Annotated in this window: 25 protein-coding genes; 11 read left to right on the top strand and 14 right to left on the bottom strand. The window is 73.8% G+C overall.

The genetic code is table 11. The annotated features are described in order from the left end of the window. Nucleotides 1–222 precede the first annotated feature (222 nt). The gene (locus ACE1OC_RS36310; protein ID WP_407840565.1) at nucleotides 223–1,551 is read right to left on the bottom strand and encodes an MFS transporter; all 1,329 of its coding nucleotides are present in this window, start codon (nucleotides 1,549–1,551) and stop codon (nucleotides 223–225) included. A gap of 518 nt (nucleotides 1,552–2,069) precedes the next feature. On the opposite strand from ACE1OC_RS36310, the gene ACE1OC_RS36305 reads away from it, so the two are divergent. From ACE1OC_RS36305 to ACE1OC_RS36295, 3 genes are all read left to right on the top strand, one after another. Next, entirely contained in the window at nucleotides 2,070–2,573 is a 504-nt protein-coding gene (locus ACE1OC_RS36305) for a hypothetical protein (RefSeq protein ID WP_407840564.1), read from the top strand. A gap of 83 nt (nucleotides 2,574–2,656) precedes the next feature. Beyond that, nucleotides 2,657–3,493, top strand: a complete 837-nt coding sequence (locus tag ACE1OC_RS36300) for a MerR family transcriptional regulator (protein ID WP_407840563.1) — start codon at nucleotides 2,657–2,659, stop codon at nucleotides 3,491–3,493. A 29-nt stretch (nucleotides 3,494–3,522) separates the two neighbouring features. Beyond that, entirely contained in the window at nucleotides 3,523–4,068 is a 546-nt protein-coding gene (locus ACE1OC_RS36295; protein WP_407840562.1) for an adenylate kinase, read from the top strand. Here the strand turns inward: ACE1OC_RS36295 and ACE1OC_RS36290 are convergent. Beyond that, nucleotides 4,035–4,388, bottom strand: coding sequence for a hypothetical protein (locus ACE1OC_RS36290; protein WP_407840561.1), 354 nt, complete (start codon nucleotides 4,386–4,388; stop codon nucleotides 4,035–4,037). The genes ACE1OC_RS36295 and ACE1OC_RS36290 overlap by 34 nt on opposite strands. A gap of 158 nt (nucleotides 4,389–4,546) precedes the next feature. On the opposite strand from ACE1OC_RS36290, the gene ACE1OC_RS36285 reads away from it, so the two are divergent. Next, nucleotides 4,547–5,017, top strand: coding sequence for a hypothetical protein (locus ACE1OC_RS36285; protein ID WP_407840560.1), 471 nt, complete (start codon nucleotides 4,547–4,549; stop codon nucleotides 5,015–5,017). A gap of 140 nt (nucleotides 5,018–5,157) precedes the next feature. Here the strand turns inward: ACE1OC_RS36285 and ACE1OC_RS36280 are convergent, their stop codons facing one another. Both ACE1OC_RS36280 and ACE1OC_RS36275 read right to left on the bottom strand, forming a co-directional pair. Further along, nucleotides 5,158–6,999 (bottom strand): hypothetical protein, encoded by a 1,842-nt coding sequence (locus ACE1OC_RS36280; RefSeq protein ID WP_407840559.1) that lies wholly within the window; start codon nucleotides 6,997–6,999, stop codon nucleotides 5,158–5,160. A 108-nt stretch (nucleotides 7,000–7,107) separates the two neighbouring features. Then, nucleotides 7,108–8,154, bottom strand: coding sequence for a helix-turn-helix transcriptional regulator (locus tag ACE1OC_RS36275; RefSeq protein WP_407841789.1), 1,047 nt, complete (start codon nucleotides 8,152–8,154; stop codon nucleotides 7,108–7,110). A 115-nt stretch (nucleotides 8,155–8,269) separates the two neighbouring features. Here ACE1OC_RS36275 and ACE1OC_RS36270 point away from each other — a divergent pair, with 115 nt between their 5' ends. Continuing rightward, a complete protein-coding gene (locus ACE1OC_RS36270; protein ID WP_407840558.1) occupies nucleotides 8,270–8,704 on the top strand; it encodes a DUF3224 domain-containing protein in 435 nt (144 codons plus the stop codon). Here ACE1OC_RS36270 and ACE1OC_RS36265 read toward each other — a convergent pair. Then, nucleotides 8,692–10,764 (bottom strand): heavy metal translocating P-type ATPase, encoded by a 2,073-nt coding sequence (locus ACE1OC_RS36265; protein ID WP_407840557.1) that lies wholly within the window; start codon nucleotides 10,762–10,764, stop codon nucleotides 8,692–8,694. The genes ACE1OC_RS36270 and ACE1OC_RS36265 overlap by 13 nt on opposite strands. Before the next feature lie 73 nt (nucleotides 10,765–10,837). Between ACE1OC_RS36265 and ACE1OC_RS36260 the strand changes: the two genes are divergently transcribed. Beyond that, nucleotides 10,838–11,146: an ArsR/SmtB family transcription factor gene (locus ACE1OC_RS36260; protein ID WP_407840556.1), complete on the top strand. Its 309-nt coding sequence runs from the start codon at nucleotides 10,838–10,840 to the stop codon at nucleotides 11,144–11,146. Between the two features lie 64 nt (nucleotides 11,147–11,210). On the opposite strand, the gene ACE1OC_RS36255 is transcribed toward ACE1OC_RS36260, so the two are convergent. Then, nucleotides 11,211–13,940 carry a DNRLRE domain-containing protein gene (locus ACE1OC_RS36255; protein ID WP_407840555.1) on the bottom strand — a complete coding sequence of 910 codons (2,730 nt, stop codon included), beginning with the start codon at nucleotides 13,938–13,940 and terminating at the stop codon, nucleotides 11,211–11,213. 423 nt (nucleotides 13,941–14,363) lie between these two features. Between ACE1OC_RS36255 and ACE1OC_RS36250 the strand changes: the two genes are divergently transcribed. From ACE1OC_RS36250 to ACE1OC_RS36240, 3 genes are all read left to right on the top strand, one after another. After that, a complete protein-coding gene (locus ACE1OC_RS36250; protein ID WP_250739249.1) occupies nucleotides 14,364–14,666 on the top strand; it encodes a hypothetical protein in 303 nt (100 codons plus the stop codon). Between the two features lie 133 nt (nucleotides 14,667–14,799). Beyond that, on the top strand, nucleotides 14,800–15,258 hold the full coding sequence (locus tag ACE1OC_RS36245) for a Crp/Fnr family transcriptional regulator (RefSeq protein WP_407840554.1): 459 nt from the start codon (nucleotides 14,800–14,802) through the stop codon (nucleotides 15,256–15,258). 184 nt (nucleotides 15,259–15,442) lie between these two features. Next, nucleotides 15,443–15,886 carry a subtilase-type protease inhibitor gene (locus ACE1OC_RS36240; RefSeq protein WP_407840553.1) on the top strand — a complete coding sequence of 148 codons (444 nt, stop codon included), beginning with the start codon at nucleotides 15,443–15,445 and terminating at the stop codon, nucleotides 15,884–15,886. 1 nt (nucleotide 15,887) lies between these two features. On the opposite strand, the gene ACE1OC_RS36235 is transcribed toward ACE1OC_RS36240, so the two are convergent. Together ACE1OC_RS36235 and ACE1OC_RS36230 are read right to left on the bottom strand one after the other, a co-directional pair. Then, entirely contained in the window at nucleotides 15,888–16,757 is an 870-nt protein-coding gene (locus ACE1OC_RS36235; protein WP_407840552.1) for a GNAT family N-acetyltransferase, read from the bottom strand. Nucleotides 16,758–16,799: 42 nt separating this feature from the next. Next, complete coding sequence (locus tag ACE1OC_RS36230) at nucleotides 16,800–17,678, bottom strand: ATP-grasp domain-containing protein (RefSeq protein WP_407840551.1); 879 nt, start codon at nucleotides 17,676–17,678, stop codon at nucleotides 16,800–16,802. 145 nt (nucleotides 17,679–17,823) lie between these two features. Here ACE1OC_RS36230 and ACE1OC_RS36225 point away from each other — a divergent pair, with 145 nt between their 5' ends. Together ACE1OC_RS36225 and ACE1OC_RS36220 are read left to right on the top strand one after the other, a co-directional pair. Further along, a complete protein-coding gene (locus tag ACE1OC_RS36225) occupies nucleotides 17,824–18,288 on the top strand; it encodes an AAC(3) family N-acetyltransferase (RefSeq protein ID WP_407841788.1) in 465 nt (154 codons plus the stop codon). A 47-nt stretch (nucleotides 18,289–18,335) separates the two neighbouring features. After that, entirely contained in the window at nucleotides 18,336–19,076 is a 741-nt protein-coding gene (locus tag ACE1OC_RS36220; RefSeq protein ID WP_407840550.1) for an SIR2 family NAD-dependent protein deacylase, read from the top strand. A 4-nt stretch (nucleotides 19,077–19,080) separates the two neighbouring features. Here ACE1OC_RS36220 and ACE1OC_RS36215 read toward each other — a convergent pair whose 3' ends face one another. From ACE1OC_RS36215 to ACE1OC_RS36190, 6 genes are all read right to left on the bottom strand, one after another. Next, complete coding sequence (locus ACE1OC_RS36215) at nucleotides 19,081–19,563, bottom strand: VOC family protein (protein ID WP_250739239.1); 483 nt, start codon at nucleotides 19,561–19,563, stop codon at nucleotides 19,081–19,083. A gap of 122 nt (nucleotides 19,564–19,685) precedes the next feature. Beyond that, nucleotides 19,686–23,249: a bifunctional glycosyltransferase/CDP-glycerol:glycerophosphate glycerophosphotransferase gene (locus ACE1OC_RS36210; RefSeq protein ID WP_407840549.1), complete on the bottom strand. Its 3,564-nt coding sequence runs from the start codon at nucleotides 23,247–23,249 to the stop codon at nucleotides 19,686–19,688. A 163-nt stretch (nucleotides 23,250–23,412) separates the two neighbouring features. Continuing rightward, nucleotides 23,413–23,787, bottom strand: a complete 375-nt coding sequence (locus ACE1OC_RS36205) for a hypothetical protein (protein ID WP_407840548.1) — start codon at nucleotides 23,785–23,787, stop codon at nucleotides 23,413–23,415. An 89-nt stretch (nucleotides 23,788–23,876) separates the two neighbouring features. Beyond that, nucleotides 23,877–24,329: a roadblock/LC7 domain-containing protein gene (locus tag ACE1OC_RS36200; RefSeq protein WP_407840547.1), complete on the bottom strand. Its 453-nt coding sequence runs from the start codon at nucleotides 24,327–24,329 to the stop codon at nucleotides 23,877–23,879. 71 nt (nucleotides 24,330–24,400) lie between these two features. After that, nucleotides 24,401–25,180: a transcriptional regulator gene (locus ACE1OC_RS36195; protein WP_407840546.1), complete on the bottom strand. Its 780-nt coding sequence runs from the start codon at nucleotides 25,178–25,180 to the stop codon at nucleotides 24,401–24,403. Beyond that, a complete protein-coding gene (locus tag ACE1OC_RS36190; protein WP_274547298.1) occupies nucleotides 25,177–25,575 on the bottom strand; it encodes a hypothetical protein in 399 nt (132 codons plus the stop codon). The genes ACE1OC_RS36195 and ACE1OC_RS36190 overlap by 4 nt, the downstream gene beginning before the upstream one ends. Nucleotides 25,576–25,627 lie beyond the last annotated feature (52 nt).

The raw sequence follows: 25,627 nt of genomic DNA, 5'->3' as shown, positions 1-25,627 counted from the left end.
CGGTCCGGTTGATGGTGTTCGACCGGCGCACTCTTTCCCCAGGAGATGCCCCAGGTCAAGCCGGATGTCCGATCCACCCCATCCGCCCCGTCTGGGCATGACCACTTCACCGGAACCGTCCCGTCGGGATCGGTCCCGCTGCCCGGCCGGGGAGGTCGCCCGTCCGGATTGCGGACGGTCAACTCCTGCTCCAGGGTCTACCGCTGGCCCATACTCCGGGACCTATCGCCGGTCGACCGGTGAGGCGTCGCGGGCCTCGGCGAGGCCTCCGGTAGGGGTGGCGCCGGGTGCGGGCGCCTCTCCCCCGCCCGTGACGGCTCGCGTGGCCGCGCGGGACGTCGAGGTGACCCGGACGGTGACGGCGGCCAGGGCCATCAGGGCGGCTCCGGCCCAGGGGGCCGCGGGGACCGAGATCCCGTCGACGGCGAGACCGCCCGCCAGCGCACCCGCGGCGATGGCCAGGTTGAACATCGCCACCATGAGCGAGGAGGCGGCCTCCGCATCATCCGGTGCGGCCTTGATCATCCAGCTCTGGAGACTGACCGAGACCCCGCCGTACACGAGCCCCCAGGCCAGCAACAGCACCGTCCCCGCGACCGGTCCCGGCACCGTGGCGAGCAGCGCCAGGATCACGGCGAGGGAGGCCCCGACCGTGAACAGCGTGCGGTACGGGTCGCGCGCCCCCGCCAGGAAGTTGCCGGCCACGCCGGCCACCCCGTACCCGAGGAGCAGGGTGCTCACGTAGGCGGCGTTGACACCGGACACGTCCTGCAGGATGGGCCGTACGAACGTGTACGCGGCGAACTGCCCCGTCACCAGCAGGAAGGTGACGGCCACCCCGGCCCGGACCGCGCGGTTGCGCCGGAGCAGGGCCGGGAGCTGGGCGAAGGTGATGGTCCGGGTCGGCGGCAGCGGAGGGAGCAGCAGGAGCAGCGCGGCCAGGGTGAGGAGGCCGAGCCCGCCCACGGCCGCGAAGGCGAAGCGCCAGCCGCCGAGTTCACCGAGCAGGGTCCCGGCCGGAACGCCGAGCACCGAGGCCGTGGGGACTCCGCCGAAGACGAGCGCGGTGGCCCGGCCGACGTGGTGCGCCGGGACGAGGCGGACGGCGAGGCCGCCGGCTATGGCCCAGAACCCGCCGACGCTGACCCCGACGAGCAGCCGGGCGGCCAGCAGCACCCCGAAGCCCGGCGCGAGGGCCGCGACCAGGTTGGCGACGGCCATCAGGGCGATCAGCACGACCAGTACCCACCGCCGGTCGAGCCGGCCGGCGCCCACGGTGACGAGGGGCGCGCAGAATCCCGCGATCAGCCCGGGCACGGTGACCATCAGCCCGGCGGTGCCGTCGGATACACCGAGATCGGCGCCCACGGGGGTGAGCAGGCCGACGGGCAGCAGCTCGGAGGTGATGAGGCAGAAGATCCCGAGCGCCACCGCCCCTACGGCCCCCCATCCCCGCCACCCGGCGGCGGCCTGGTCCGCAGCGACCGCGACCGCCTCGCCCGTCGCGGAGGCGGGCCCAGCGGACGATCCGGGCGATCCGGGCGGGGGCACTGGAGCAGGGTCGGAGGAAGGAACGGGAACGGGAACGGGAACGGGGACGGAAGCAGGAGCCGAGGCAGGTACGGGAGCGGTGCTCTGCGGGTGCTCCGGCTCCGGGGGCTGCGGTTCGTTGCCGGGCGCGGGGGCTGCGGTCATGGGGCGGGACTCCATACGGGGCAGGCGGGAGGGCAGGCGGGCGGCCCACCGGAGCCTTCCCACCGCTCGGGCGGGGCCGGTCCGGGGAACCGGCACGGCGGTGCGGAATACCGGAGGTCGCGCCTCCCCCGGCATCCGTACTGTCGTTCCCATCCGAACCTTGTCCGGATTTCTCCGCCAGGTCCACCCCCGTCCACGTGGGCGTGCTCCCGGGCCGGTGAACCTCCCGACACGGCTGAAACGACCACAGTGAGCCCGCCGAACCGTTTCAGCAGCCCCCGCGGCGCCCTTCCCGGCCCACTCGGCCGTCCCCGCCCCACCCCCGCACGCGAGCGCGGGAACCGGCCCGCCCGCCGGTGCGGCATGGTGGTCCGATGCAGTTGCGCCGGGTCCTGCCCCTCTCCCTCGTCGCCCTCCTCGCGAGCGCCGGCTGCGTGTCCGCCGGCGGCCCGGGGGTGTCCGACGTGCCCGCGCGCGGCTCCGTACCGCCCGCCGATGCGCCGGATCTGAGCGGGCCGGGCGGCGCGTCCCCCGCGGCCGGTGCGGTGGGGCTCCCCGCCGAGGCGCTGCCCCTCGGCGAACTCCCGGCGGGGGCCGGCGCCGACCATGACGGCGCCGACCGGACCGGCGCCGGCCGGGCCGCCGGGCACGCACCCGCCCGGCGTGCCGCCGAGGCCCCGCGCCCGGCGGCCGAACGACGCACGAAGCCGGCGGCGCCGCGCCGCGCGCACCCGCCCAAGAAGGCCGCCGCCCGGCCCGACCGCCCCGCACGGAACCCCGTACCGCCGTTGCCCCGTACGGACGAGCTGTGCGCGGCCGCGGAAGGGTCCCTGCCGCCTTCCATCGTGGATCTCTGCATCCGCCAAGCCGGCCGCTGACCTGGCCTGATGGCCGCACATGGCCGCATATTCTGGGCGCGCTTGACTCTCACACCGTGTCAGGGCCTGCACTGGAAGGCGTCATGTTCACCATCGGAGACTTCGCCAAGCACGGCCGGGTATCGGTCCGCATGCTGCGTCACTACGACGCCCTCGGACTGCTGCACCCGGCCCGTGTCGACCCCGCCAGCGGCTACCGCTACTACGAGGCCGGGCAGCTCGCCCGCCTCAACCGTGTCATCGCGCTCAAAGAGCTCGGCTTCAGCCTGGAACAGGTGGGGTCGATACTCGACGAGCTGGTGAGCGCGGAGGAGCTGCGCGGCATGCTGCGGCTGCGGCAGGCGGAACTGGAATCGGCCATGGCCGCTGCGGCGGCCCGGCTGACCCAGGTCGAGACGAGGCTCCGGATCATCGAGAACGAGGGAACCATGTCTTCCATCGACATCGTCGTGAAGAGCCTTCCGCCCGTCCGCCTGGCCGAGTTGAGCGGGGTCGCGGCCAGCTACGACGGGCAGGACATCGGCCCGGTCATCGGCCCGCTCTACGAAGAGCTGCTGAGCCGTGTCGAGGCCGCCGGCGTCACGCTGACGGCCCCCGGCGTGGCGTACTACGAGGACGCCGGTGACGCGTCCCGTCCCGGTGCCGTCCTGGTCCACGCAGGGGTGGCGGTGGCGCCGGACGTCCGGGCCGAGGACCTCGGAGGCGACGTACGCATCGTCGTACTGCCCGCCGTCGAGCGGGCGGCGACGGTCGTGCACCGGGGCTCGATGGACTCCGTCCTGCCGACCGCGCAGGCCCTGGCCCAGTGGATCGACGCGAACGGGGAGCGCTCCTCCGGCTACGCCCGCGAGGTGTCGCTGGCCTGCCCGGAGGACCGGAACCAGTGGGTCACCGAACTGCAGGAACCGCTCGGCGCCTGACGGGCCACGCCTCCGATTAGGCTCCGCTGATGCAACGCGTACTCGTGGTCGGCATCAGCGGAGCCGGCAAGTCCACCCTGGCACGGGAGTTGGGACGGCTGCTCGCCCTGCCGTACCACGAGATGGACGAACTGCACTTCTCCGGGCCGGGGTGGGCCGTCAGCCCGTCCTACGTCGCGGACCTCGCACGGATCGGGGAGGGCGACCGGTGGATCCTCGACTCCCACGGGCCCGAGGCCGCGCGCGAGCTGCTGTGGCGGCGGGCCGACACCGTGGTGTGGCTGGACCAGCCGCGCCGTACGGTCATGCGCCGGGTCCTGGTGCGCTCGCTGCGCCGGAGCCTGCTGCGGGAGCGGCTGTTCGGCGGCAACCGGGAGCGGTGGCGGGAGTGGCTGCACGCCGACCACCCCGTGTGGTGGGCCTGGTCCCAGTACGGGGCCCGGCGTGCGGAGATCGGCGGGCTGGCCGGCGACGCCCGGTTCGCCCCGCTGCGGGTGGTGCGGCTGCGCTCCCCGAAGGCCGCCGGGGCCTGGCTGCGGGCTCAGCGACCCGCCGGACGGCCGCCCGTCACGTAGGCACGCCCCCGTGCCGCGCCCCGTACCGTTCCGCGCACGGCTCCGCGCCGGACCGTGCGCAGCCGGCGCATCGTGGCGTGCCCGCGGCGGCGCCACTCCGCCCGCGGCAGACCGGCACGCTGGCCGCCGCTGGTGATCAGGGCGTTGACCGGCGCGTGCGGGTCCGCGGCGAGCCCCTTGGCCACCAGGACCCCGACCACGAGCGGGACCAGGGCCACGGCGAGCGCGGAACCGGCGGTGGTCACGTGCTGCTGCATCCGCGGGCGGTTCGCGGCGGGCGCGGTGGCGGTGGCGGCGCTGGTGACGGTCTCGGAGGTCATGCCCCCATTCGATCAGCGGGGGCCGCTCCGGGAATCGGCCCGGATACTCAGGCCGTTGGGTGTGAGGTACTCAGAAGCGCACGCGCCGAGACCGGACTGGATTGCACTGGACCGGATCGGATCGGATCGGATCGGATCGCAGGAGAGGACAGCCGTACGTGAACACACCCGGGCAGGGCTTCGAACCGGCGAGCGGCGACGGCCCCGCGGCCTCCGAGGCCGGGCGGGCGGCGGAGCTCCGTACCGCCTACGAGGGCCTGCTGCAGATCCGCCGGCTCGTCAACGGCCCGTCCGGCGCCGGAGTTCCCGCCCCGTGGGAGCTCCGGCTGATGCCGCGCGCGGTGGCCCTCGTACTGGAAGCGGCGGGCATCCCGCCGTCGGCGCGGGATCCGCAGGACCCGGACGGGCCGCGCACCCGGACCGGGTACCGGGTGGGCACCGCCGCGTCCGGGGAGGGCCGCGTCGAGGTGACCTGGCTCGGCCCACCGGGCGGCGGCGCGGCCGAGGAGGAACAGGAACGCCTCACGGCCTGCGCTGCCGCCCTCGAACGCCTCGGCTGGGTCTGCCTGCTGTACCGCGGCCCCCGCCGCCGCCGCTTCCTGGAGGTCGAACCACCGCCCACTGCCTGACACCACCGCCGAAATCCGGTACCCGCGGGGCACACCGCCGGAGCACACTCGCCGAATACGGCGTGCCCCGCCCCGGAGCGGCGGCCAAGGCCCGCGCGGCACCGGACACCGCGGGCCCGGCCTGATCCGGAAGACACGCCTTAGGCCGTCTCCCCTTCGGAGCCCGGTTTTTCATGCCGGAGCCCGGCGATGCGGTGCAGGGTGTTGTGGATCGCTTCGGCCAGGCGTTCGTCCTCGCGCATCTCCTCGTCGCGGTCGCCGAGGTGCATCGGGATGCGGACGCGCTGCTCCGCCGCCGCCCGTAGGGTCGGCAGGGCCGGGGCTGCGGCGGGGCCCAGGGCTGCCAGGGCTCGGCTGACGTACGGGCCGAAGCCGTCGCGGGCCACGTGGTCCAGGAGGGCGTCGAGCCGCGGTCCCGTCGGCTCGTCCCCGGCGTGCAGCCACAAGGTGGCGAGGAGTCGCGGGTGCGTGCGCTCCGCGTCGGCGGCGTTCTCGCGGAGGCGGGCCACGTGGTGGGGCTCCAGTCCGCCGTGGTCGGCCAGCCACTCCAGGATCCGGGCCGCCAGGGCGACGTCGCGCGGCCGGTCCCCCAGCCCGGCGAGTGTCTGCTCCGCCCGGCGGCGGTCCCCGGAGATCCGGATCCTGGCCATGGCGGTGTGCCCGGCGCGGGTGCCGGGACCGTTCTCGGGGATCGCGTCGAGGAGGGGCAGGGCGGGGGCCGCCGCCGGACCGATGGCTCCGAGCGCGGCGATCAGGTTGCCCGCCCGGCGGCTCTCCCGTTGGTTGCGCGGGCTGCCGGTCGGCGGCCCGGCCGGCAGCCCCGCCAGCATCCGGACCAGCGTGGGCACGGCGGGGGCCGCGGCCGCTCCGCACGCGCTCAGAACGGCGAGCGCGCGTCGCGCTTCCTCGGGCCCGGGCAGGTCCAGGGCCGCCACGGCCGCCGCCACGAGCGGGGCGAGGTCCGCGCCGGGTACACCGGCCAGGCCCTTGGCGGCTTCCGCGGACTGCCACCCGGACGACCCCGCGCGGACGATCCGGCAGAGCTCCGGGAGGGCCCGTACGTCCCCGATCCGGGCGAGCGCCAACGTGGCCGCCTCCGCCCGGCTGGCACCGGGCTCCGCCAGTTCCTCCCGGCACAGCCGGGTGGCCTCCAGCGAGGCCCCGAGCACGCGTACGGCCGCGGGCCCCGCCGAGGGGTCCGCCAGCAGTGGCCGCAGGTGCGGTACGAGGGCCGCCGGGGCGGCGCGCCAGTGGCGCATCGCCTCCGCCGCCAGGTCCAGGGCCGCGAGCCGGGCCGCCTCCGCCGGCCGGACCGCGAGCCGGGCGATCCACGCGGAGCAGGTGCTCTCGTCCACGGAGCTGCGCGCCTTCATCCCCCACACGGTGCCGATCCGCCAGGTCACCCGGCTGCCGGGGCCGCCGATCCGCGTCCCGGCCGTGTCGAGGTCCTCGAGGACGGCTTCGCCCTCGGGAGCCGGGGCGGCGCGCAGTCTGACCGCAGGATCGGCGTCGGTGCCCAGCCGCTCCGCGAGGCCGTCCCCGTCCCGTACGAGCAGGGCCTCGGCGAGCGCGAGGCGGGCCACCGGGTCGGGTGCGCCGGGATGGTCCACCGGGGCGGTCAGGAGCTGCTCGGCCCCTGACCGGTCCGCCTCGGCGAACAGCCAGGCGGCCGCCCGCCGCACGCGCGGGTCGGGGTCGTCCAGCAGGGGCAGCGCGGTCCGGGCCGCGGCCGTACGGTCCTCGGCGCCGGATGCCAGATCGGTGAGCAGCCGGAGCACCCACAGCCGTACGTCGCCCCGCGCGCCGGAGGCAAGGGAGGCGAGCCGCCTCGCCTCGGGGCCGTCGCCGTCACGGCGTACGGCGGCGAAGAGCGCGGAGCGGGCCGCCCCGTAGGCATCGCCGGTACGGTCCTGCCCGGCCTCGTCCAGCCAGGCGTCCACACAGTCGGCCGGGCCCTCGGGACCCGGCGTTCGGGGGCTCAAAGCCCCGGGCGCAGAACGCCCTTTCGTGTCGTCATGCCGTGGATCTTCGCCGGGCCATCGGCCGCGCGCAACCGGTTTGCCCCTGGTTCTCACCTGTTCCACAGGTCCTCACCTGTAGCGGCCGGCCAGTTCGGCCACCGTGTCCGCGAGGGCCCGGCGCAGCTCCGGCGGTCCGAGCACCTCGGCCTCCGCGCCGAGGCGGAGCAGGTCTCCGACGGCCACGGAACCGGACTCGACGGCGAGTTCCACGCCCACCCAGCCCTCCGCGTCCGGCGGCCCCGCGGTGGCGAGGGCGCGGACGCCCGCCGCCCCGAACCACATCGGCAGCAGGCGCCGGGCGCGCGGGGAGAGCCGTACGAAGGCGGTCTGCCGGCGCGTGGCCGCCTCCAGGCGGCGGGCGGACTCCTCCCAGTAGGCGGCGAGTTCGAAACCCTCGGGGCGTTCGAAGCGCTCGCCCGGGGTGTCCACGGCGAGGAACCTCCCCACCCGGTAGGTCCGCACGGCGCCCTCGGCGTTCCCGGGGGCGGCCGGGGGCCCCTCTGCCTCGCCCTCCACCTCCGTCGCCACGGCCACCGCCACCCCCTCCGCCTCCGCGGCCCGGGCGACCAGGTACCAGATGCCGCCCTTGAGGACGAGTCCGAGCGGCCACAGCACCCGGTGGACGGCTCCGCTCCAGCGGCGGTAGTGGGTCTTCAGGGTCCGCTGCTCCCACACCGCCTCGGCGATCTGCGCGAGGTGCGGTACGGGGTCGGCGTCCCGGAACCACGCGGGCGCGTCGAGGTGGAAGCGCTGCTGTATCCGGCGGGCCCGGTCGGCGAGTTCGGCGGGGAGGGCGGCCTCGAGTTTCAGCTGCGCGGCGGTGAGGTCCGCGCCGAGGCCGAGGTCCCGGGCGGGGCCGGGGGCGCCGGCGAGGAACAGGGAGCCGGCCTGGACGTCGGTGAGGCCGGTGAGCCGGGTCCGGTAACCGTCGACCAGGCGGAATCCGCCGGCCGGCCCGCGGTCCGCGTGGACGGGGATCCCGGAGGCTCCGAGCGCCTCGACGTCCCGGTACACGGTGCGGACGGAGACCTCCAGTTCGGCGGCGAGCTCGGGGGCGGTCATCCGGCCGCGGTTCTGGAGCAGCAGGAGGAGAGAGAGGAGCCGGTCGGCGCGCATGCGGTCATTGTCCGGCATACCTGACAGGAGATGTCAGGTACGCGGTCCAGGCTGTGCACAGACGGGCCGACAGCCCGCCGAACGCCGAACCCGCCCGCACCAGCAGGAGGCCCCCGTGCCCACGACCACGACCACGACCAACGGTTTCACCTTCAAGGACTGGGAGGAGCACCCGGTCGGCCCGGAAGGCGTCTTCCCCCGCCTGGCCCGTGCCACGGTCACCAACGCCTTCGCCGGCGCCCTCACCGCACCCGCGACCACCTGCGCCTACACCGTGGCCTACACGGGGGACACCACCGGCACCTTCACCGGCATGGAGCTGGTCACCGGTACCGTCGACGGCCGCGAAGGCGCCTTCGTCCTGGAGGAACGCGGCACCTTCGACGCCACCGGCACCCACTGCACCTTCACCGTGGTCCCCGGCTCGGGCACCGGCGGCCTGACCGGCCTCGGGGGCTCCGGCTCGTTCGCCCACCGCTACGGCGACACCTCGGTGGAGTACGCCTTCGACTACGCGTTCACGGACGCAGCCGCGGCTCAGTCGGCGTAGCGCAGGAGGCGCAGCGCGTTGGCGACGACCACGAGGGTGGAACCCTCGTGGACCAGGACCGCCGGGCCGATGCCGAGCCCCAGGGCGGTGGCCGGGACGAGCACCGCGACGATGCCGAGGCTCAGCCAGAGGTTCTGGCGGATGACGCGGCTCGCGCGGCGGCTGAGGCCGGTGATGAAGGGGAGCCGGCGCAGGTCGTCGGACATCAGCGCGATGTCCGCCGTCTCCAGTGCCACGGCCGAGCCGGCCGCGCCCATCGCCACGCCGACGGTGGCTCCGGCCATGGCCGGGGCGTCGTTCACGCCGTCGCCGATCATCGCCGTACGGGCCGTGCGGCGCAGCCGGGCCACCTCGGCGACCTTGTCCTCGGGCAGCAGGCCGCCCCGGACCTCGTCCATGCCGACCGCGCGGCCCACCGCGTCGGCCACCCGCTGGTCGTCGCCGGACAACATCACGGTCCGCTGCACGCCGAGCCCGCGCAGGGCGGCCACCGCCGCGGCGGCCTCGGGGCGCGGGGCGTCCATCAGGCCGAGCGTGCCGAGCCAGCGGTCGCCGCGGCGGACCAGCATGGTGGTGCGGCCGGTCCGGGCGAGTTCCTCCGTACGGTCGCGGAGCCGGGCCGGTACGGGCGGGCCCGCGAGGGTGTCCGCGTAGGCGAGGCTGCCGATGTGGACGGCCTCCCCGTCGAGCTCGGCGACGATCCCGAGGCCGACGAGGGCGCGCAGGTTCCTGGCCTCGGACGGGGCGGCTTCGGAGACGGCTGCTTCAGCGACGGCGACTTCGGAGACGACGGCTTCAGCCACGAAGGCCTCGGAGACGACGGCCTCGGAAACGGCAGCCGCCCGCACGAGTCCCGCGCCGTCGCGGACCACGGCCTGTGCGAGGGGATGGTCGCTGAGGCGCTGCACGGCGACGGCGGTGCGCAGCAGCTCCTCGCGCCCGGCGGCGTGGACGGGCTCGATCTCGGTGAGGCGGGGCCGGCCCTCGGTCAGGGTGCCGGTCTTGTCGAAGGCGATGGTCCGCAGCCGGCCGAACTCCTCCAGCGGCGCCCCGCCCTTGACCAGGACTCCCCCGCGCGCCGCCCGGCCCACGGCGCTGAGCACGGCGGCCGGGGTGGCGATGGCCAGGGCGCAGGGGCTGGCGGCGACGAGGACGGCCATGGCGCGGTAGAAGGTGTCGGCGAAGGGCTCGCCGGTGAGCGCCCCGGCGGCGAGCAGTACGGCGACGAGTACGAGGACGCCCGGTACGAAGAACTTCGTGAACCGCTCGGTGAACCGCTGGGTCGGCGAGGTGCGCTCCTCGGCGTCCTGGACCAGCTTGACGACCCTGGCCAGGGTGTTTTCCCCGGCGAGGCGGGTGACGGCGATGTCGAGGGCGCCGGATCCGTTGACCGTGCCGGCGTAGACGCGGCTTTCCGGACCGGCCGCGCCCGGGTCGGCGAGGGCGGCGGCCCGGTCGGCGACGGGGACCTTGTCCGCGGGGACGCTCTCGCCTGTGATGGGCGACTGGTCGACGCTGCCGGTGCCGGCGGCGACGAAGCCGTCGGCCGGAACCCGGGTGTGGGGGCGGACGACGACGGTGTCCCCGACGGCCAGCTCCTCGACCGGGACCTCCACCGGCGCCCCCGTGCCCCGGCGCACCAGGGCGGTACGCGGGGCCAGCGCGCCGAGCGCTTCGATGGAGCGGCGGGCCCGGCCCATGGCGTAGCCCTCCAGGGCGTGGCCCAGGCTGAACAGGACGAGCAGGACGGCGCCCTCCTCCCAGCGCCCGATCGCGGCGGCGCCGGCCGCGGCGACGAGCATGAGGAAGTCGACCTGGAAGCGGCCGCCGCGTACGGCGAGGAGGGCCTCGCGGAGGGTGAAGAACCCGCCGAAGGCGTACGCCGCGAGGAAGAGGGCCCTAGGTACGGGGCCTCCGTGGCCGGTGAGCTGGAGGGTCAGGCCCGCGAGGTAGACGGTGAGGGCGAGCAGGGCGCTGACCAGCTCCGCGCGCTCGCCCAGGAATCCGTGGCGGTGGGTGGTCGCACCACCGCTCGTGGTCGCGTTCTCAGCTTCAGTCATGACATCAACATATCAGCATGTTGAAATATATGAACCTGGGGAGATCCTGATGTACTGATCTAAAGTGGCCGGCATGGAACCGGAACCGCTCACCGAACCGGACGCCGCCGCCGTGGCCGAGGTCCTGCAGGGCCTGGCCTCCCCGGCCCGGATCCGCATCCTCGCCCGCCTGCTGCACGCCCCCTGCTCGGTCGGCGAGCTGGCCGAGGCACTCGACCTCGGCCAGCCCACCGTCTCGAACCATCTGCGGCTCCTGCGCCACCTCGACCTGGTGACCGGCCGCCGCGACGGGCGCAGCGTGATCTACGAACTCCACGACGCACACGTCGACGCCCTGCTCCGGCAGATCCTGGCGCACGTCCACCACGCCGGTCGGGCGTAGGGAAACACAGCGGCGGCCGGGGCGTGGGAACCGCCCCGGCCGCCGCGTGCGAAATCCGCTCCCGCTACGGCGCGCCGAAGGTGAGCGTCAGCTTCGGGCCACCCTCGTTGGCCGCGGCCTCCGAGGACCACAGCCACAGGGCGTCCGTCCCGGCGCTGCTCAGCGCCAGGCTGTACGCGCTGCCGAGTGCTCCGGCGACGGTGGCCTTGTCCAGGCCGGTCGTCTGGACGGCCGAGCCGTCCGGGACGCCCGCGAAGCTGCCGAGCGCCGGGCTGCCGAGTGCCGGGCGGTTGGCGTACGTGGTTCCGGCCTCCGTCCAGGAGCCGGTGACCGGGAGCACGGACACCGTGTCCGTCGTACCGGCGCCGGCCATGGTGCTGGTCTTCACACTCAGCGTGGCCGACTTGAGCACCGTGCCGGCGGGTGCGGCGGGCAGGTTGAACCGCAGGTAGCTCGCGTAGAACGAGGTTCCGCGGACCGCGAGCGAGCCGGACGTCCCGTAATTGGTGCTCGGGGCGCCCGCGTTGGCGTAGGTGTCCTCCGCGGCCTGGACCTCGACGACCGAGTCGGCCGGGGCGGAGGCCAAGGTGTGGTGGTTCTGCACCTGGGCCGCACTCAGGACCGTCGGGTAGACGGCGGTCTCGTCCAGCTGGCCCGCCCAGTACTCGCTGACCGGACGGTCCGGCCAGCCGCCGAGGCTGTCGCCGCCCACGTGCCAGTAACCGGCGAAGTTCTCGTGCGCGGTGAAGCCCAGCGTGCCCTTCTGGGCGCCGTCCACGTACAGGGTCATGCCGCCCGGACCCTGGGTCGCGACGACGTGGTGCCACTGGTTGTCGTTGTACGCGGCGGCGGTCGTGACGGTGTGGGTCCCGCCGCTGTAGACGCCGTAGACGAGCCGGCCGTCATTGGTCATGTAGATGTGCTTGTCGTACTGACTGCTGCCGCGGGCCTGGTTGTTGCCGAACCCGATGAGCTTGCCGCCCGTGGTGGTGTTCGTCTTGAACCAGGTCTCGATGCTGTAGGTGGAGCCGACGTTCTGGCGCCGGTCCCCGTACACCTGGGTGTCCGTGCCGTTGAAGCCGATGGCCGTGCTCGCGCCCGTGACCGCACCGGGCGTCTGGCGCAGGGCGGGGGCGTTCAGGTGCACACCGCTCTGGTTGCCGTCCGAGGAGTCCGCGACGAAGGGCAGGGCCGACTCGTCGTAGCGCCAGAACAGCTGGGCGCCGTCCGTACGGACCGCGCTGGGGTACGCGTCGGCCGAGGCCGGCACCGTCACGCTCGCCGTCGCCGACAGCGCGCTGGTGTTGCCGGCCGCGTCGGTGGCGGTCACCCGGTAGGTGTAGGACTGCCCCGCGGTCACGGTGGTGTCGGTCCAGGAGGCCTGCGGGCGGCGGAAGAACAGCGAGTCCGCCTCGACCGTGGCGATCGGCGTGGCCGAACCGTTGCGGTAGACCTTGTACGTGAGCCTGCTGTCGTCCAGGTCGAGGCTGGTGCGCCAGCGCACCTGCACCTCACCGGGCTTGAAGCTCACGGCGCTCGTCACCGGGACGCTGGGCGCGCCCGTGTCCCCGGTGGAGGCGAAGCGCGTCAGGCTCTGCTGCGCCGCACCGTTGACGGTGGTGAACTCGCCGCCGACCCAGAGGTACTGGACTCCGCCCTTGGCGCCGACCGCCATCGCGCGCGGGCCGATGCCCTCGCCGATGCCGTCGTTGGTGTCGGGAGCCCAGCCCAGCTTGCCGGTCGCGGTGGTCGGCTGCGCGAGCAGGTGGTGGCGCTGCCCGTCCGGGAACTCGCCGATGCCCGAGCAGTCGTGTGCGTGCGAGGCGCTGTAGAGCACGTCCTGGTACGGGAGCACGGCCTGGGTCGCCCCGAGGCAGGTGTCGCGCCAGCGCTGGCCGAAGTCGCTCAGGTTCAGGGCGATCCGGCCGTCGAAGACGCCTCCGCCCGTTCCCTCGTTGCCGGTGTAGAAGCCGGTCGCGTCGGTGGCGATGTCCTTGACCACGGAGTTGGTCTCGATGAACCCCGGGTAGGCCTTGGTGACGGCGCCGCTCGTCGCGTCGACGACGGCGAGGGCGTGGCTGTTCGTACCGCCCACGGTGAAGAAGTCACCGCCCAGGAGCACGTGCTGCCCGTCCGGGGTGAGTTCGACGGCCCGGCCCGGCTCGTCGGCGTTCGCGGTGAACGGCTTGAGCGCGCCGTCGGCCGCGGCGACCGCTGCGAACCGCTCGCGGGTCTGGCCCGCGACGGTGAGGAAGTCGCCGCCCGCGTACACGGTGTCGCCGGTGACGGCGAGGGCCCGGACGGTGGCCGCGAAGGCGGGCCGGAAGTCGGTCTTCACGGTGCAGCTCGCCACGTCGATGGCGGCGAGGCTGGAAACCGGGGTGCCGTTGACGGCTCCGAAGTAGCCGCCGGCGTACAGGGTCGCCTTGTCCGGTGACAGGGCGAGCGCGCGGACGGTGGCGGTACCGGAACCCACGGTGAAGGACAGCTTGCAGGCGGTCGGGGCGCCCGTCGCGGCGTCGAGCGTCGCGAAGTTCACCGCCTCCTGCTCGGTCCCGGCGGCGCCGTCCGGCGGGCGAACCGCCGAGAAGGTGCCGCCGACGAAGACCTGGTCGCCCGCCTCGGCGAGGGCCCAGACGACGCCGTTGACCTGCCAGGTGGGCAGTTCGTCGGCGGTGAAGGCCACCGGCGGCGTGATGGCCGCGGCCTCTTCCACGAGGCCGAGGCCCATGGCCGTGCAGGTGCCGGCCAGGGCCAGGGTGAGAGCGGCTGCCAGCCCTCTGGATCTACGCATGAACCCCCCAGTTCGATATGGAATGCGGAATGACGGACCGGATTGACGGACCGTGAAAAACGGAATGGCCGGAAGCTATCGTACGGACGTCCACGGCCGCGCCCACGGGCCCCCAGAAGGAACCTCGGCTCCTTTCACCGCACTTGACCCATCGGATCCCATATCGCACCGGTCCGGACACCCCAGGCCGGCTTCCGGCTCGCCGCCACGGACTGCGACGGGACGGCCCGCGCCGACGACACCGCGGGCGCGCACCCGCCCATCCGTCCGGAACATGGGACGCCGGGCCCGTTCTGGCGATTGCCGCCCCACCCGGGCCCGCGCCCCTCTACGGTGCCCTGGGGGGACGGCACAGGCACGGGCAGAAGCGCACGCCCGGGGACGTACGCGGGCGCGGGCGCGGGACCGGAGGGGCGGAGCGGGATGAGCGACGAAGAAGACACGCGGCTGGCCAGGATGACCCCCGAGATCTCCCGCCGCACCCTGACCCTGCTCCGCGGCCTGGCCGGGCTGGAACCACCGGAACAGGTGCCCGAGGAGGCGATGAACACCGCCGACGAGGTACTCGCCGAGTACGGGACCGACGGGCTCCGCGTGCTGGTGATGACCCTGGCGGCTTGGGCGACGGCACAGATCGAGAACGTCTCCGAACTGAGCGGGCGCAGCCACGAGGCCGTCCTCGACGCCATGGAGCTGGCCTGCCTGGAGGCCGGTGCCGAGGAATGACCGCGGAGCAGCCGCGGAGCACCTCCGGGTTTGCATCGCCGAAAATCGGACAATTCTCCGGAGGTGGACACCTCGGATTCGGCCCGGCGTGGGCGACACTGGGGGGAGCGGGGGGTCCCGATCGGAGGCCGTCGTGAGCACACCTTCCCCCATCCGGATCGCTGCCGTCCTGTCGACCGAGTACCGCGGACGGCTGATGTCCCACGCCCGTGAGGTCAATTTCCCCGAGGGCGCGCGGATCTTCGACGAGGGCAGCCGGGCGGATTCCTTCTGGATCGTGCGCTCCGGCACGGTGACCCTGGAGATCCCGGTTCCGGGCCGCCGGCCCACCCCCATCGAGAGCCTGGGCCCGGGAGAGCTGGTCGGCTGGTCGTGGCTGTTCCCGCCGTACGTGTGGCAGCTGGGCGCCGAGGCCATGACGCCCGTCCGCGCGTACGAGTTCGACGCCACGACCGTACGGATGCTCATGGACGCCGATCCGGCCTTCGGGTCCGCCCTCGGCCACTGGGTCGGGCGGGTCCTCGCGCTGCGGCTGCACCAGACCCGGACCCGCCTCCTCGACACGTACGCCCCCCGGCTCGCCGCGAGCTGACCCGGGCGGTTCGGGCCGATTCCACCCACCGCTCCCCCACAGGTCAGGCGCCCCGGACCGCTGCGGTCTGCGGTCATGCGTGCGCGCTGCGTGACGAGAAGTAGCGGTGCGAACGGGCGTTCCGGTTCCGCATGGGCAAGACTCGCGTCCGTTATCCGACACAACGACGCGAGGAGTGTTCGACATGCGATCCGTCACCAGGACCCTGGGACTGTCGTCCGCCGCCATGGGGCTCACCGCCCTCACCGCCCTGGCCGGCTCGGGCGCCGCCGGAGCCGCACCCGCCGGCGGCGAAAGCCTGTACGCCCCGTCCGCGCTCGTCCTGAGCGTGACCGACGGCGAGGACGCGGTGGGCGGTACGGTGCTGCGCGCGGTCACCCTGGTCTGCGCGCCCCGGCCCGGCGGAACCCACCCGGACCCGGAAGCCGCCTGCGCCGAGTTACAGGCCCACGCCCCCGACCTGGACGCACTCGCCGAGCCGCGCCCCGACGCGGCGTGTACCCGGGAGTGGAGCCCGCTGACCGTCACCGCCGAAGGCGTGTGGCAGGGCCGCCGGATGAGCTACAGCTACACCTACGCGAACCCGTGCGCGCTGTGGAACAGCACCGGCGCGGCCTTCACCATCTGAGTCAGCCCAGCTCCAGGCTGGTGACCCCGTAGATGCCGGTCAGGTCGAGGTCCGGTTCCTGGCCGGTGTACATCCGGGCGGTCTCGAACGTCGGGGCCAGGCCCAGTCCGCCCAGCAGGGCGGCGGCTCGCGGATGGGCGTCCGGCACGTCCACGGCGACCTTGCCGTCGGGGGTCCGTTCCGCGAGCCGGAGCAGGAGGGCGGCGGCGACGGCCGGGTCGGCGGCGTAGAGCGGGCCGAGGCGCGCGGCGCCGCTGCTCGGCCGGACCACTCCCAGCCCCTCGACCCGGCCGTCCCGGACGGCGGCGACGGCGATGCGGCCGGGCAGCGCGACCCAGGCGGAGAGGAAGGCGTCGCGCGGCGTGGGGAAGAACCTCCGGTCGTACGCGGCGAGTTGCCCGAAGGGCAGGGTGGCCGCGTCCACGATCCGCACCCCGGGCGCCGGCTCCTGCGGGAGGTCCCCGGACGCCCGCGGCACCCCCTCGTAACGGACGTTGTTCCAGGCCGAGCGGAAGCCGGACTTGCGGTAGTTGTGCTGCTGCTCGACCACTCCGTCCAGCCCGACGAGCCGCCCGTCGAGCCGCTCCATCCCGGCCTTCCACAACCGGATCCCGTACCCCTGCCCGCGCACGTCGGGGCGGGCGATGTAGAAGCCGATGAAGCCGAATCCGGCGCCGTAGCGGACCGCCGAGATGCAGGCGACGGGCTCCCCACGGAGCCGCCCGACGAGGAATCCGCCCGGATCGGCGACCGCGAACGCGAACCGGTCGGAGTCCCCGGGGTTCCAGCCCTCCTCATCGGCCCAGTCCCGGAGCAGCGCCATGTCGGCGGCGCTCGCGCCGTTGATCTCGAATCCAGCGAGTCCCGTCATGTCCGCTGTTGTACCAGATCCACCACTGCGGTCCGCGTGGGCTCAACCGCCCGTCAGGAGACGGACGAACGCCGCGCGATCGGCCTCCCGGTGCAGATCGCTCACCTGCCCGTCGCCCACCTCCACGACCCGCCAGACCCCGTCCGCGCGCAGTGCGAGGTCCGTGGTGACGAAGGCGCAGCCGAGCTCCGCGACGGCGGCCCGCACCGGCCCGAGGTCCGGCGCCGCGGCCTCGGCGTACGGGCTGTCGGGGTGGGCGGTGACCAGCCGGGGGTCGCCGTCGCGCCACCAGACGCGCACCTCGGTGGCCACGCCCTCGGTCGCCGTGAACGTCTCGAAGGCGCGCAGCACCACCCCGCCGGCCAGATCCTCGCCCTGGAGTTCCACGAACCGGTTCACCACGCGGTGGACGGCGGTCCGGTCCGCGAGGTCGGGGAGGTGGCAGGCCTCGGCCCACTCGTGTTTGCGGGACTTGACGTAGTCCTTGACGATGCCCGCGCGGGACGGCAGGGCCGCGGCGGCGTCCGCGAGACGGGCCGGCTCCGGGGTCTTCCCCGGGGGTGTCGCCAGCCAGCGGCTGGGCGGGGTAAGCCCGGCGAACGCCTCGTACCAGCCGGGGAGTTCGTGGGCGCGGCGGTACGCGTCCGGGGTGACCCGGAGTCCGGCGCCGCGCTCGCGCAGGGCCGCATCGAGTTCGGCGTACCGGGCCGCCGGAATCATCCAGCCCCGGTACCAGAGCGGCCCCGCCCCGGCGGGCACCCCGGCCACGGCCCGGCCGGCGTCCCCGGCGAGCAGCGCGTCGTGGTCGATGAGCACGACGCCGCCCCCGACGGCGCGCACCGCGCGGGCCTCCTCGGCGAAGTGGGCGTCGGGACGGCGCCCGTTCAGCGGATCGGAGCAGTACAGGACGGTGGTCTGCATGCCGCCACCCTACGGACGTCCGCGCGGAACACGAGCCCCGGATGCACCGGCGGCCCGGCGCAATGATGTGATCGCCACAGGAACCGGAAGGCCGACTTGCCGCAATCGGAGCCGGCCGGGGAGCGGGAGGGCGTTCGTGCTCGGGATGGGTGAGCTGGTCGCCGGCTGGCGGGAGGCCGGGGTCTGCGAGGGCATGACGTTGATGGTGCACGCCTCGCTGTCCGCGCTCGGACGGGTGGACGGGGGCGCCGCGACGGTGGTGGCGAGTCTGCGCGAGGCCGTGGGTCCGGCCGGGACGGTGGCCGTCCCGGCGTTCACCTGGGAGGTGGCCGATCCCGAACCGGAGCACGTGGGCCCGCCGGACGCGGCGGTCGTGGCACACCGGGCCGCGGTGCCGCTGTTCCACGCGGGCATGCCGGTCACTCGTGCACTGGGTGCCGTACCGGAGGCACTGCGGTCCCTGGTCACAACCGGAACTCGTTCCTGCACTACGTCGAGTCCCTCGTGCCCCGCCCCCGGTTGCGGCTGCGGCGCTTCCCGATGCGCGGTCCCCCGCCTTCAGGAACTGCTCGATGCCGACGGGGGCGTGGGCGCGGACTGTGCAAGCTAGCCGAAACCCCGTGGAGATCATCACCCGGGCTGCCTAGAGTCGGCCCCATGGGAAAGCCGCTCGTCGCAGTGTTCAGTGGGGCCGGGATGTCCACCGATTCGGGGATTCCCGACTACCGGGGGCCTCAGGGGTTGTGGCGCCGGGAGCCCGACGCCGAGAAGCTCGTGACCTACGCCTCCTACATGGCCGATCCGGAGATCCGGCGCCGGTCCTGGCTGATGCGCGCCGAGATCGGGGCCCTGGGGGCGCGGCCGAACGCCGCGCACCTCGCCGTCGCCGATCTGGAGCGTGCCGGGATCCCGCTGCGGGTGATCACGCAGAACGTGGACGGGCTGCACCAGCTCGCCGGGACCTCCGCGCGGAAGGTGTTCGAACTGCACGGCACGGCGCGGGCCGTGGTGTGCACGGTCTGTGGTGCCCGTACCGACATGGACGAGGCGCTGGCCCGGATCGCCGCCGGGGAGCCGGATCCGGCCTGCCTCGCGTGCGGCGGGATCCTGAAGGCGGCGACCGTGATGTTCGGGGAGCGGCTGGACCCCGAGGTGCTCGCCGGGGCCGTGGCGATCGCCAAGGGGTGCCAGGTCTTCGTGGCCGTGGGCTCGACGCTCCAGGTGCAGCCCGCGGCCTCGCTGGCCGGGATGGCCGCGGAGGCGGGGGCCCGCCTGATCATCGTGAACGCGGAGGAGACCCCGTACGACCCCCTCGCCGACGAGGTGATCCGCGAGCCCATCGGGACGGCTCTGCCCGCCCTGCTGGCGCGGATCGCCTCGGAGGACGTGTTCCTCTGACGCCTCAGCCGGCGTCGGCCGCCCGCCGCATCTCCGCCACGTCGAGCTTCTTCATCTTCATCATCGCGGCCGTGGCCCGCGCGGCCCGCCCCGGGTCGGGGTCGGAGATCAGCTCGATGGCCCCGGCCGGGATGACCTGCCAGGACAGCCCGAACTTGTCCTTGACCCAGCCGCAGGCGGATTCCTGGCCGCCGTCGCCGGTCAGCGCCTCGTAGTAGTAGTCGGCCTCGGCGTCGTCGGCGCAGTGGATCTGGAAGGAGACGGCCTCGGTGAAGGGGAACTGCGGGCCGCCGTTGAGGCCGACGAACCTCTGGCCGTTGATCTCGAACTCGACGACCATGACCTCGCCCGCGACGCCGGGGCTCCCCTCGGGGTAGAGGCCGACGCGGCCGCGCTTGCCGTCCTTGAACACCGACAGGTAGTAGTCGGCGGCGGCCTCCGCCGCGCCGTCGAACCACAGACACGTGGTGAAGGGGTTGCTCGCCATGACTGCCTCCAGAGTGTGCGGGTGGGGGAATCCGTCCCGCACATACAGACCGGTCCCGGCCCCGAAACTCATCGGTGGGGCCGGGACCGGTCCGTATCCAGTCTGGAATGCACTCCAGCGGGTTACATCTCGAGCATGCGGTCGACGATCCGGCGGGCCGCCTGACCGTCGTCCAGGTCGCAGAACTCCTCCCGGAACGCCGCACGGGCCTGCGCGTACTCCGCGCCCACCGCGTCCACGTTCCGCACGGCCTCGATCAGGCTCGCCGAGTCCCTGAGGAGCGGGCCCGGGGCCTTCTTCTCCAGGTCGAAGGTGAACCCGCGCAGCGTGTCCCGGTAGTGCTCCAGGTCGTACGCGAAGAGCAGGACCGGCCGGTCGGTGTGCGCGAAGTCGAAGATCGCGGAGGAGTAGTCCGAGATCAGCACGTCGGCGACGAGCAGCAGGTCGGTGGCGTCGGGCCAGCGCGACACGTCGACGACGAACCCGTCGCGGACTCCTTCGCGCACCTGCTCGGTGACCTTGTGGTGGCCGCGGATCAGCAGGACGTGGTCCTCGCCGAGCTCCCGGCGGGCCGCGTCCAGGTCGATCTGCAGGTCGAGCTTGTAGCCGGAGGTGACCGTCCAGCCCAGGCGGTTCTCCCGCCACGTGGGCATGTACAGCACGACCTTCTTGCCCTCCGGCAGGCCGAGCCGCCGGCGGACCTCCGCGACCCGCTCCGCGTCGGGCCGCACCAGCGCGTCCGTGCGCGGGCTGCCGGACTCGATGACCTCGCCGCCGTAGCCGAGCGCCCGCTTCAGGACCGGGGTGGCGTACGAGCCCGGGGAGGCGAGCAGCGACCACTGCGCGCTGTCGTGCTCCAGCGCGTCCAGCACCTCGGGGCTGGTGTAGTAGTCGTGCATGAAGTCGTGGCCGATCTGCTTCAGCGGCGTACCGTGCCACGTCTGCACGACGGTCTGGCCGGGACGCCGGCGGAAGGCTCGCGGCACGCTGTCGTTGACCACGTAGTACCGGGCCCGCGCGAGCACGTCCCAGGATTCGAGGCTGTCGTACTGGACCGCGCGGGCGGTCTCCGGGACCTCGGCCCGGCCGTCGCGCACCAGCCAGACGTGTTCCAGCTTCTCGCCGCGCCGCAGGAGTTCCTCGTGGATGGCGCGCGGCGAGTCACCGGCGCTGTGCCCCTGGAAGGCGTCGTAGACCACGACGTCCTTGACCGGGAGGGCGCTCTGCGCCGGGTACGTCACGTCGCGCGCGATCCGCTGCGCGTAGCGCGAGCGGTCGTGCGGGCTGATCATCGGATCGGCGACCAGTGCGACGCGGTCGTAGAGGCGGGATTCGACCCGTATCCGGCGGCCCCGGGCCGTGACGGCGTGGGGTCCCGCGTGCAGGGCGGTCGGGGCGAACTGCAGCGGGGCGCCGCGGTCGACGCCGAGCAGGCCGGCGGTGGCCCCGCCCTGGGAGACCGGGCGCAGCGTGGGCCACCAGCGGCCCTGCGGCAGCGGGGTGCGGCCGGCCCGGCTCTCGGGGAGCACCGGCTCGAAGGAGGCTTCGAAGGTGTCGCCGTCGCGGGTGACGGGGTAGCTGAACTCCTGGCCGGTCGGGTCGTGCAGGACCAGCTCGTAGGGCTCGTCCAGGGGGGCGACGAACCGGCCCCGGAGCGTGAGCGCGCCGTCCTTGGCCTCGACGGTGTCGACCAGCGGCGGGGAGACCTGGACCGAGAAGGTCAGGTGTCCGGTGGTGCCGCGCTTGGCGAAGAGGGTCCGGCCGGGCTCTTCCCCGGGCAGCGCGAGGACCAGTCCGGCGAAGCCGGCGCGCTCGTCGTGCGCCAGCCGGTGCTCGGCGCCGTCGGCGCCGGTCACGGACAGGCTCCATGGTTCCGGGGTCCACTCGCCGGGCACGACGGGGGCGTCCGGGACGGCGGCCAGATCGGCCAGCGGCACGCGCACGGTGAAGGGGATCCGGCCGCCGGTGACGGCGGGGGCGGTCTCCAGCGGGAAGGTGAGCGCGGTGCGGGTGGAGACGTGCACGGCGCGCAGGGAGGCTCCGGCGCCGACTTCGGCGGCGAGCTCGCCGGCCACCTCGACGGCGTCGTCACCGGCCGGGCGGACGTCCAGGGCGCGGGCGCGGACGATCTCCACCTGGACGCTGAAGGTCCCGGCGACGCTGGGGACGATCCGCACGTCCGGGGCGACCCAGTGGGCGGGCGGGTTCTGTCCGCTGTCGTGCTCGCCGCCCTTGAGCCGGGCGCGGTGCAGTCCGCCGGCGCCGGTGACGGCGACGGAGGTGCTCCACACGCCTTCGTTCCACTTCCCGCCCGTCTGGAAGGCGGTGGGGTCGATCACGGCGGTGAAGCCGGCCCAGTCGGCGTGGCGCAGGGCGAGGTGCGGGGAGTTCACGGTGGCCATCGGGGAGGCGACCGTACGGGTGGTGAGGACGGTCCGGCGGCGCTTGCCGTTCTCGCGGAAGACCAGCATCTTGCGCGAGCCGAGGCGGCTCTCGGCGCCCAGGTGTCCGGGGAGGGCGTAGCCGCGCAGCAGCAGCTTGCCGTCGGCCCAGTGGGCCTGCTCGACGCGGCTGACGACGCGGCGTTCGCGCGGGCCGAGGGTGAGGACCTTGGCGGGTACCGGTGCCTTGAGGAACGGGTAGTCGGCCTGCGGGCGGGCGAGTCCCTTGACCGGCACGCTGTAGGTGAAGTCCCGCTGGTGCCGGACGAGGGCCACGAACTCCTCGATCCGGCCCTCCCCGGCGAGGTAGGCCTTGAGCCGGTCGGCGACCGTCAGGTCGGGCCACAGCCCGGGGCCGATCTCCCGGACCAGGCCGCCGGCCTCCTTGGCGAAGGCGGCGCGGAACTCGGCGCCGGCCTCGGGAACGTACTTGTAGATGAGCGGGAGTTCCTCGCTCAGCACGTTGCGGTCGTAGTCGCGCAGGTAGCGGGTGTAGGCGGCGCCCTGCTTGCTCTGGAGCGCCTCGCGGACCAGGCGGACGGAGGTCACGCGGTCGATGACCGAGACCGGGTCGGTGGAGCGCTGGGTGATGGAGCGCTCGCCGGTTTCGCGGACGCGCCAGTGGTAGACGCACTCGCCGATGACGTCGACGCTCTTGGCGAAGTAGTGCGCGGGGATGGAGACGGGGGCGTCCTCGTAGAGGATGCCTTCCGGGTACTGGAAGGCGTGCTCGTCCCAGAAGCTGCGCCGGTAGACCTTGTTCCACGCGGTGCGGTCGGTGACCAGCGCCGGGAACTTGGAGATGTGGGTCTTCAGCCGGGTCGCGGCGAAGGCGACGCGGTGGCCCCAGGACTGCTGCATGCCGACGGAGCGGAAGCGCTTGACGTTGCCGGCCGCGAAGTCGGAGCCGGTCTCGTCGAGGGCGTCGATCATGCGCTGGTACGCGTACGGCGGCATGGTGTCGTCGCTGTCGACGAAGGCCAGGTACTCGCTGCCCGGGCTGATGTGGCGGGCGCCCACGTTGCGGGCCGCGCCGAGTCCCGCGTTCTTCTGGAGGACCAGCCGGAAGCGGTCGTCGCGGTCGACGAACGCCTGGGCGAGTGCCGCGCTGCCGTCGGTGGAACCGTCGTCGACGAGCACGACTTCGAAGTCGTCGAATGTCTGCGCTGCGATGGACTCCAGGCACTCGTCGAGGTAAAGCTCGACGTTGTAGACGGGGACGACGATACTCAGGCGCGGGGGCATGGGCGTTCGAGTTCTCCAGCTTACTAACACTATTGATGATCAGCCGATTACAGCATCTTACTCTGTAACGAGATGATAAAATCCGGCCATCTCGGGCATAAGCAAGAAGCCGCCGGGGCGGGCGGCAATGAGTTCAGCCGCCCGCCACCTCGCCGTCATCGGATCAGACTTCCAGCTCTGCCTCGATCTTCTTCAGCTGGTGCCGGGCCATCGCGAGATTGGCCCGCGTCTTGTCGAGCGCGAGATAGAGGAAGAGGCCCGCCGAGCCCCGGCCCTTCATGAGCCGGATCAGGTGGTACTGGGTTCCGAGGGTGATGAGGACGTCCTCGATCTCGTCCTTCAGCCCGAGCATCTCCATCGTGCGGAGCTTGGCCCGCACCACGTCGGTGTTGCCCGCGGCGGCGACCGTGAGGTCGAGGTCCTTTCCGCCGCCGACGGTGCCGAGGGCCATACCGCTGCTGCAGTCGACCAGGGCGGCGCCGAGCACGCCGTCGATGATGGTGGTGGCTTCCTTGAGCGATGTCTCCACGTTGGCCATGAGGGTTCCTCTTTCTTTTCTGTGTCCTGGTCGTTCCGGTCGTTCCGGTCGTTTCGTGCGGTCGGTACGGATGTACGTGGTCGAGGGGATCAGGAGCCCTGGCCGGTGCCGGGGCCCGCGCCCGGCGCCGAGCCCTGCGCCGGGCCGCGGCGGCCGAGGCTGTGATCGATCAGCTCCGCTATGCGCAGGCTGGAACGGCGGGCCTCCAGGTGGAGCCGTCCGACGTTGACGCGCGGCTCCGCGATCAGGGTCAGCACGGCCGCGTCGCCCGCCGCGTAGGTGGCGACGTAGCCGTCCTCTCCGCGCACGAGCAGCTCGCGGAACCCGCCCTGCCCGGTGCAGTCGCTCAGCCGCTGGGCCACTCCCAGGGCCGCGGCGGTCAGGGCCGCGACGGATTCCGCCTCGGTGGCGGCGCTGTCGTGGGCCAGGACCAGGCCGTCGACGCTCGCGGCGAGGGCCCCGCCCAGCTGCGGGACGCGGGCCCGCAGCCGGCGGAGCTCGGCGAGTATCTCGGCCTCGGCTTCGGCGGGCACCGTACTCATGTCGGACCTTCTCCTTTCGGACTGCCGCCGCTCGGAACGGTCGCCGCGCTGGGCGGCTCGCAGCGGGAGCCTCACAGGCTTGCCTCCAGTGCGTCGCGTAACCGGCGCAGCAACGCCACGTCCGGGGACTGCGCCTGCGTCATCCAGTCGGGCAGCGGCGCCTCCGCGGTGGCGGCGGGCGCCGGCGCGTGCGGGGTTTCGACCAGCCCGGCCGCCGCGAGGCGTCGTACGTCGAGCAGGGTGTGGAAGGCCGGCCGGCCCAGCACCCAGGCGAGGTCCGCCGGTGTCCGGACCCCGTCGGCACGGTCGAGCAGGATCCGCTGGCGGGCGGTGACGGTCTGCCCGGGGGCGGCGGCCCGGGGCACGACCGGGGAGGTGTCCAGCAGCGGGTAGGGCCAGACCGCGTCGAGCAGTTCCCGGCGGCGGCAGGTCTCCCGCTCGACGGCGGCGGCCGGTACGGAGCGGACCGAGCCGATCCAGTGGGTGGCCCCGCGCCGGAAGCGGGAGGGGCCGCTGCCCGGGGAGAGCGCGAAGAAGGCGGCGTCGAAGATCGCGGCGAGGTGGCATATCTCCAGTTCGCCGCCTGCGAGCCCGCCGCTGTCGACGAGGAAGCGGGCGACTTGGCGGCGGGCGCCGGCCTCGTTCACGGCTTCGGTCCAGCGCTCGGGGGTGAGGCCCCCGCCGGTGGTGAGCAGGACGTCGAGCCCCGGGGTGGCCGGGCTCTCCGCGTGCACCACGCGGCCGTCCTCCAGGAAGAGGGTGCCGCGCTCGCGGAACAGGGCGCCGGTCGCCCGCTCGGCGGCGAGCCGGGTGAGCAGCGGGGAGACGGCGACGGTGGCGACGGCGGTCACTTCAGCACCAGCTCCTCGGCCAGGGCCCGGAGTCTGTGCCGGGCGAGGGCGAGGTTTCCGTCGGTCCGGTCGAGCCACAGGTGCAGGAACACGCTGCTGTCGAAGCTGGTCTCGACGAAACGGAGCACGTGGTAGCCGGTCCGGGTGGTGACGATCAGGTCCTCCACGGGCGGCCCGGCGCTGTCCTGCGCCTCGGTTCCGTCCGGGGCGAAGGACTCGTACTCGGCGGCCGCCCGGGCCAGCTCTGCGGTCTCGGCCGCGGTGGTCTCGTGGTCCCCCACCGGTGATTCCCCGATGGTGCCGAGGGCCAGGCCGCTGCTCCAATCGACCAGCGCGGCCCCCCTGGCACCAGGCAGGGCCATGGCTTCGAGCAGGCATTCGTCGATCCCGGGCACGCGGACTCCCCTCCCGGCCGGACCGTGCGTGGTGCACGGTCGTGCGGCGCGA

It is taken from the genome of Streptomyces stoeckheimensis, assembly GCF_045822005.1.
Taxonomy (GTDB): domain Bacteria; phylum Actinomycetota; class Actinomycetes; order Streptomycetales; family Streptomycetaceae; genus Streptomyces; species Streptomyces stoeckheimensis.
The sequence above is the reverse complement of the archived record's forward strand: the minus strand, read 5'-3'. Positions and strand labels throughout refer to the sequence as shown.

Bases quoted from the DNA above. Each gene is read 5' to 3' on its own strand.
- ACE1OC_RS36305 (WP_407840564.1), top strand. From the start codon at position 2,070: ATGCAGTTGCGCCGGGTCCTGCCCCTCTCCCTCGTCGCCCTCCTCGCG.
- ACE1OC_RS36300 (WP_407840563.1), top strand. From the start codon at position 2,657: ATGTTCACCATCGGAGACTTCGCCAAGCACGGCCGGGTATCGGTCCGC.
- ACE1OC_RS36295 (WP_407840562.1), top strand. From the start codon at position 3,523: ATGCAACGCGTACTCGTGGTCGGCATCAGCGGAGCCGGCAAGTCCACC.
- ACE1OC_RS36290 (WP_407840561.1), bottom strand. From the start codon at position 4,388: ATGACCTCCGAGACCGTCACCAGCGCCGCCACCGCCACCGCGCCCGCC.
- ACE1OC_RS36275 (WP_407841789.1), bottom strand. From the start codon at position 8,154: ATGCGCGCCGACCGGCTCCTCTCTCTCCTCCTGCTGCTCCAGAACCGC.
- ACE1OC_RS36265 (WP_407840557.1), bottom strand. From the start codon at position 10,764: ATGACTGAAGCTGAGAACGCGACCACGAGCGGTGGTGCGACCACCCAC.
- ACE1OC_RS36260 (WP_407840556.1), top strand. From the start codon at position 10,838: ATGGAACCGGAACCGCTCACCGAACCGGACGCCGCCGCCGTGGCCGAG.
- ACE1OC_RS36255 (WP_407840555.1), bottom strand. From the start codon at position 13,940: ATGCGTAGATCCAGAGGGCTGGCAGCCGCTCTCACCCTGGCCCTGGCC.
- ACE1OC_RS36250 (WP_250739249.1), top strand. From the start codon at position 14,364: ATGAGCGACGAAGAAGACACGCGGCTGGCCAGGATGACCCCCGAGATC.
- ACE1OC_RS36240 (WP_407840553.1), top strand. From the start codon at position 15,443: ATGCGATCCGTCACCAGGACCCTGGGACTGTCGTCCGCCGCCATGGGG.
- ACE1OC_RS36235 (WP_407840552.1), bottom strand. From the start codon at position 16,757: ATGACGGGACTCGCTGGATTCGAGATCAACGGCGCGAGCGCCGCCGAC.
- ACE1OC_RS36230 (WP_407840551.1), bottom strand. From the start codon at position 17,678: ATGCAGACCACCGTCCTGTACTGCTCCGATCCGCTGAACGGGCGCCGT.
- ACE1OC_RS36225 (WP_407841788.1), top strand. From the start codon at position 17,824: ATGGGTGAGCTGGTCGCCGGCTGGCGGGAGGCCGGGGTCTGCGAGGGC.
- ACE1OC_RS36220 (WP_407840550.1), top strand. From the start codon at position 18,336: ATGGGAAAGCCGCTCGTCGCAGTGTTCAGTGGGGCCGGGATGTCCACC.
- ACE1OC_RS36215 (WP_250739239.1), bottom strand. From the start codon at position 19,563: ATGGCGAGCAACCCCTTCACCACGTGTCTGTGGTTCGACGGCGCGGCG.
- ACE1OC_RS36210 (WP_407840549.1), bottom strand. From the start codon at position 23,249: ATGCCCCCGCGCCTGAGTATCGTCGTCCCCGTCTACAACGTCGAGCTT.
- ACE1OC_RS36205 (WP_407840548.1), bottom strand. From the start codon at position 23,787: ATGGCCAACGTGGAGACATCGCTCAAGGAAGCCACCACCATCATCGAC.
- ACE1OC_RS36200 (WP_407840547.1), bottom strand. From the start codon at position 24,329: ATGAGTACGGTGCCCGCCGAAGCCGAGGCCGAGATACTCGCCGAGCTC.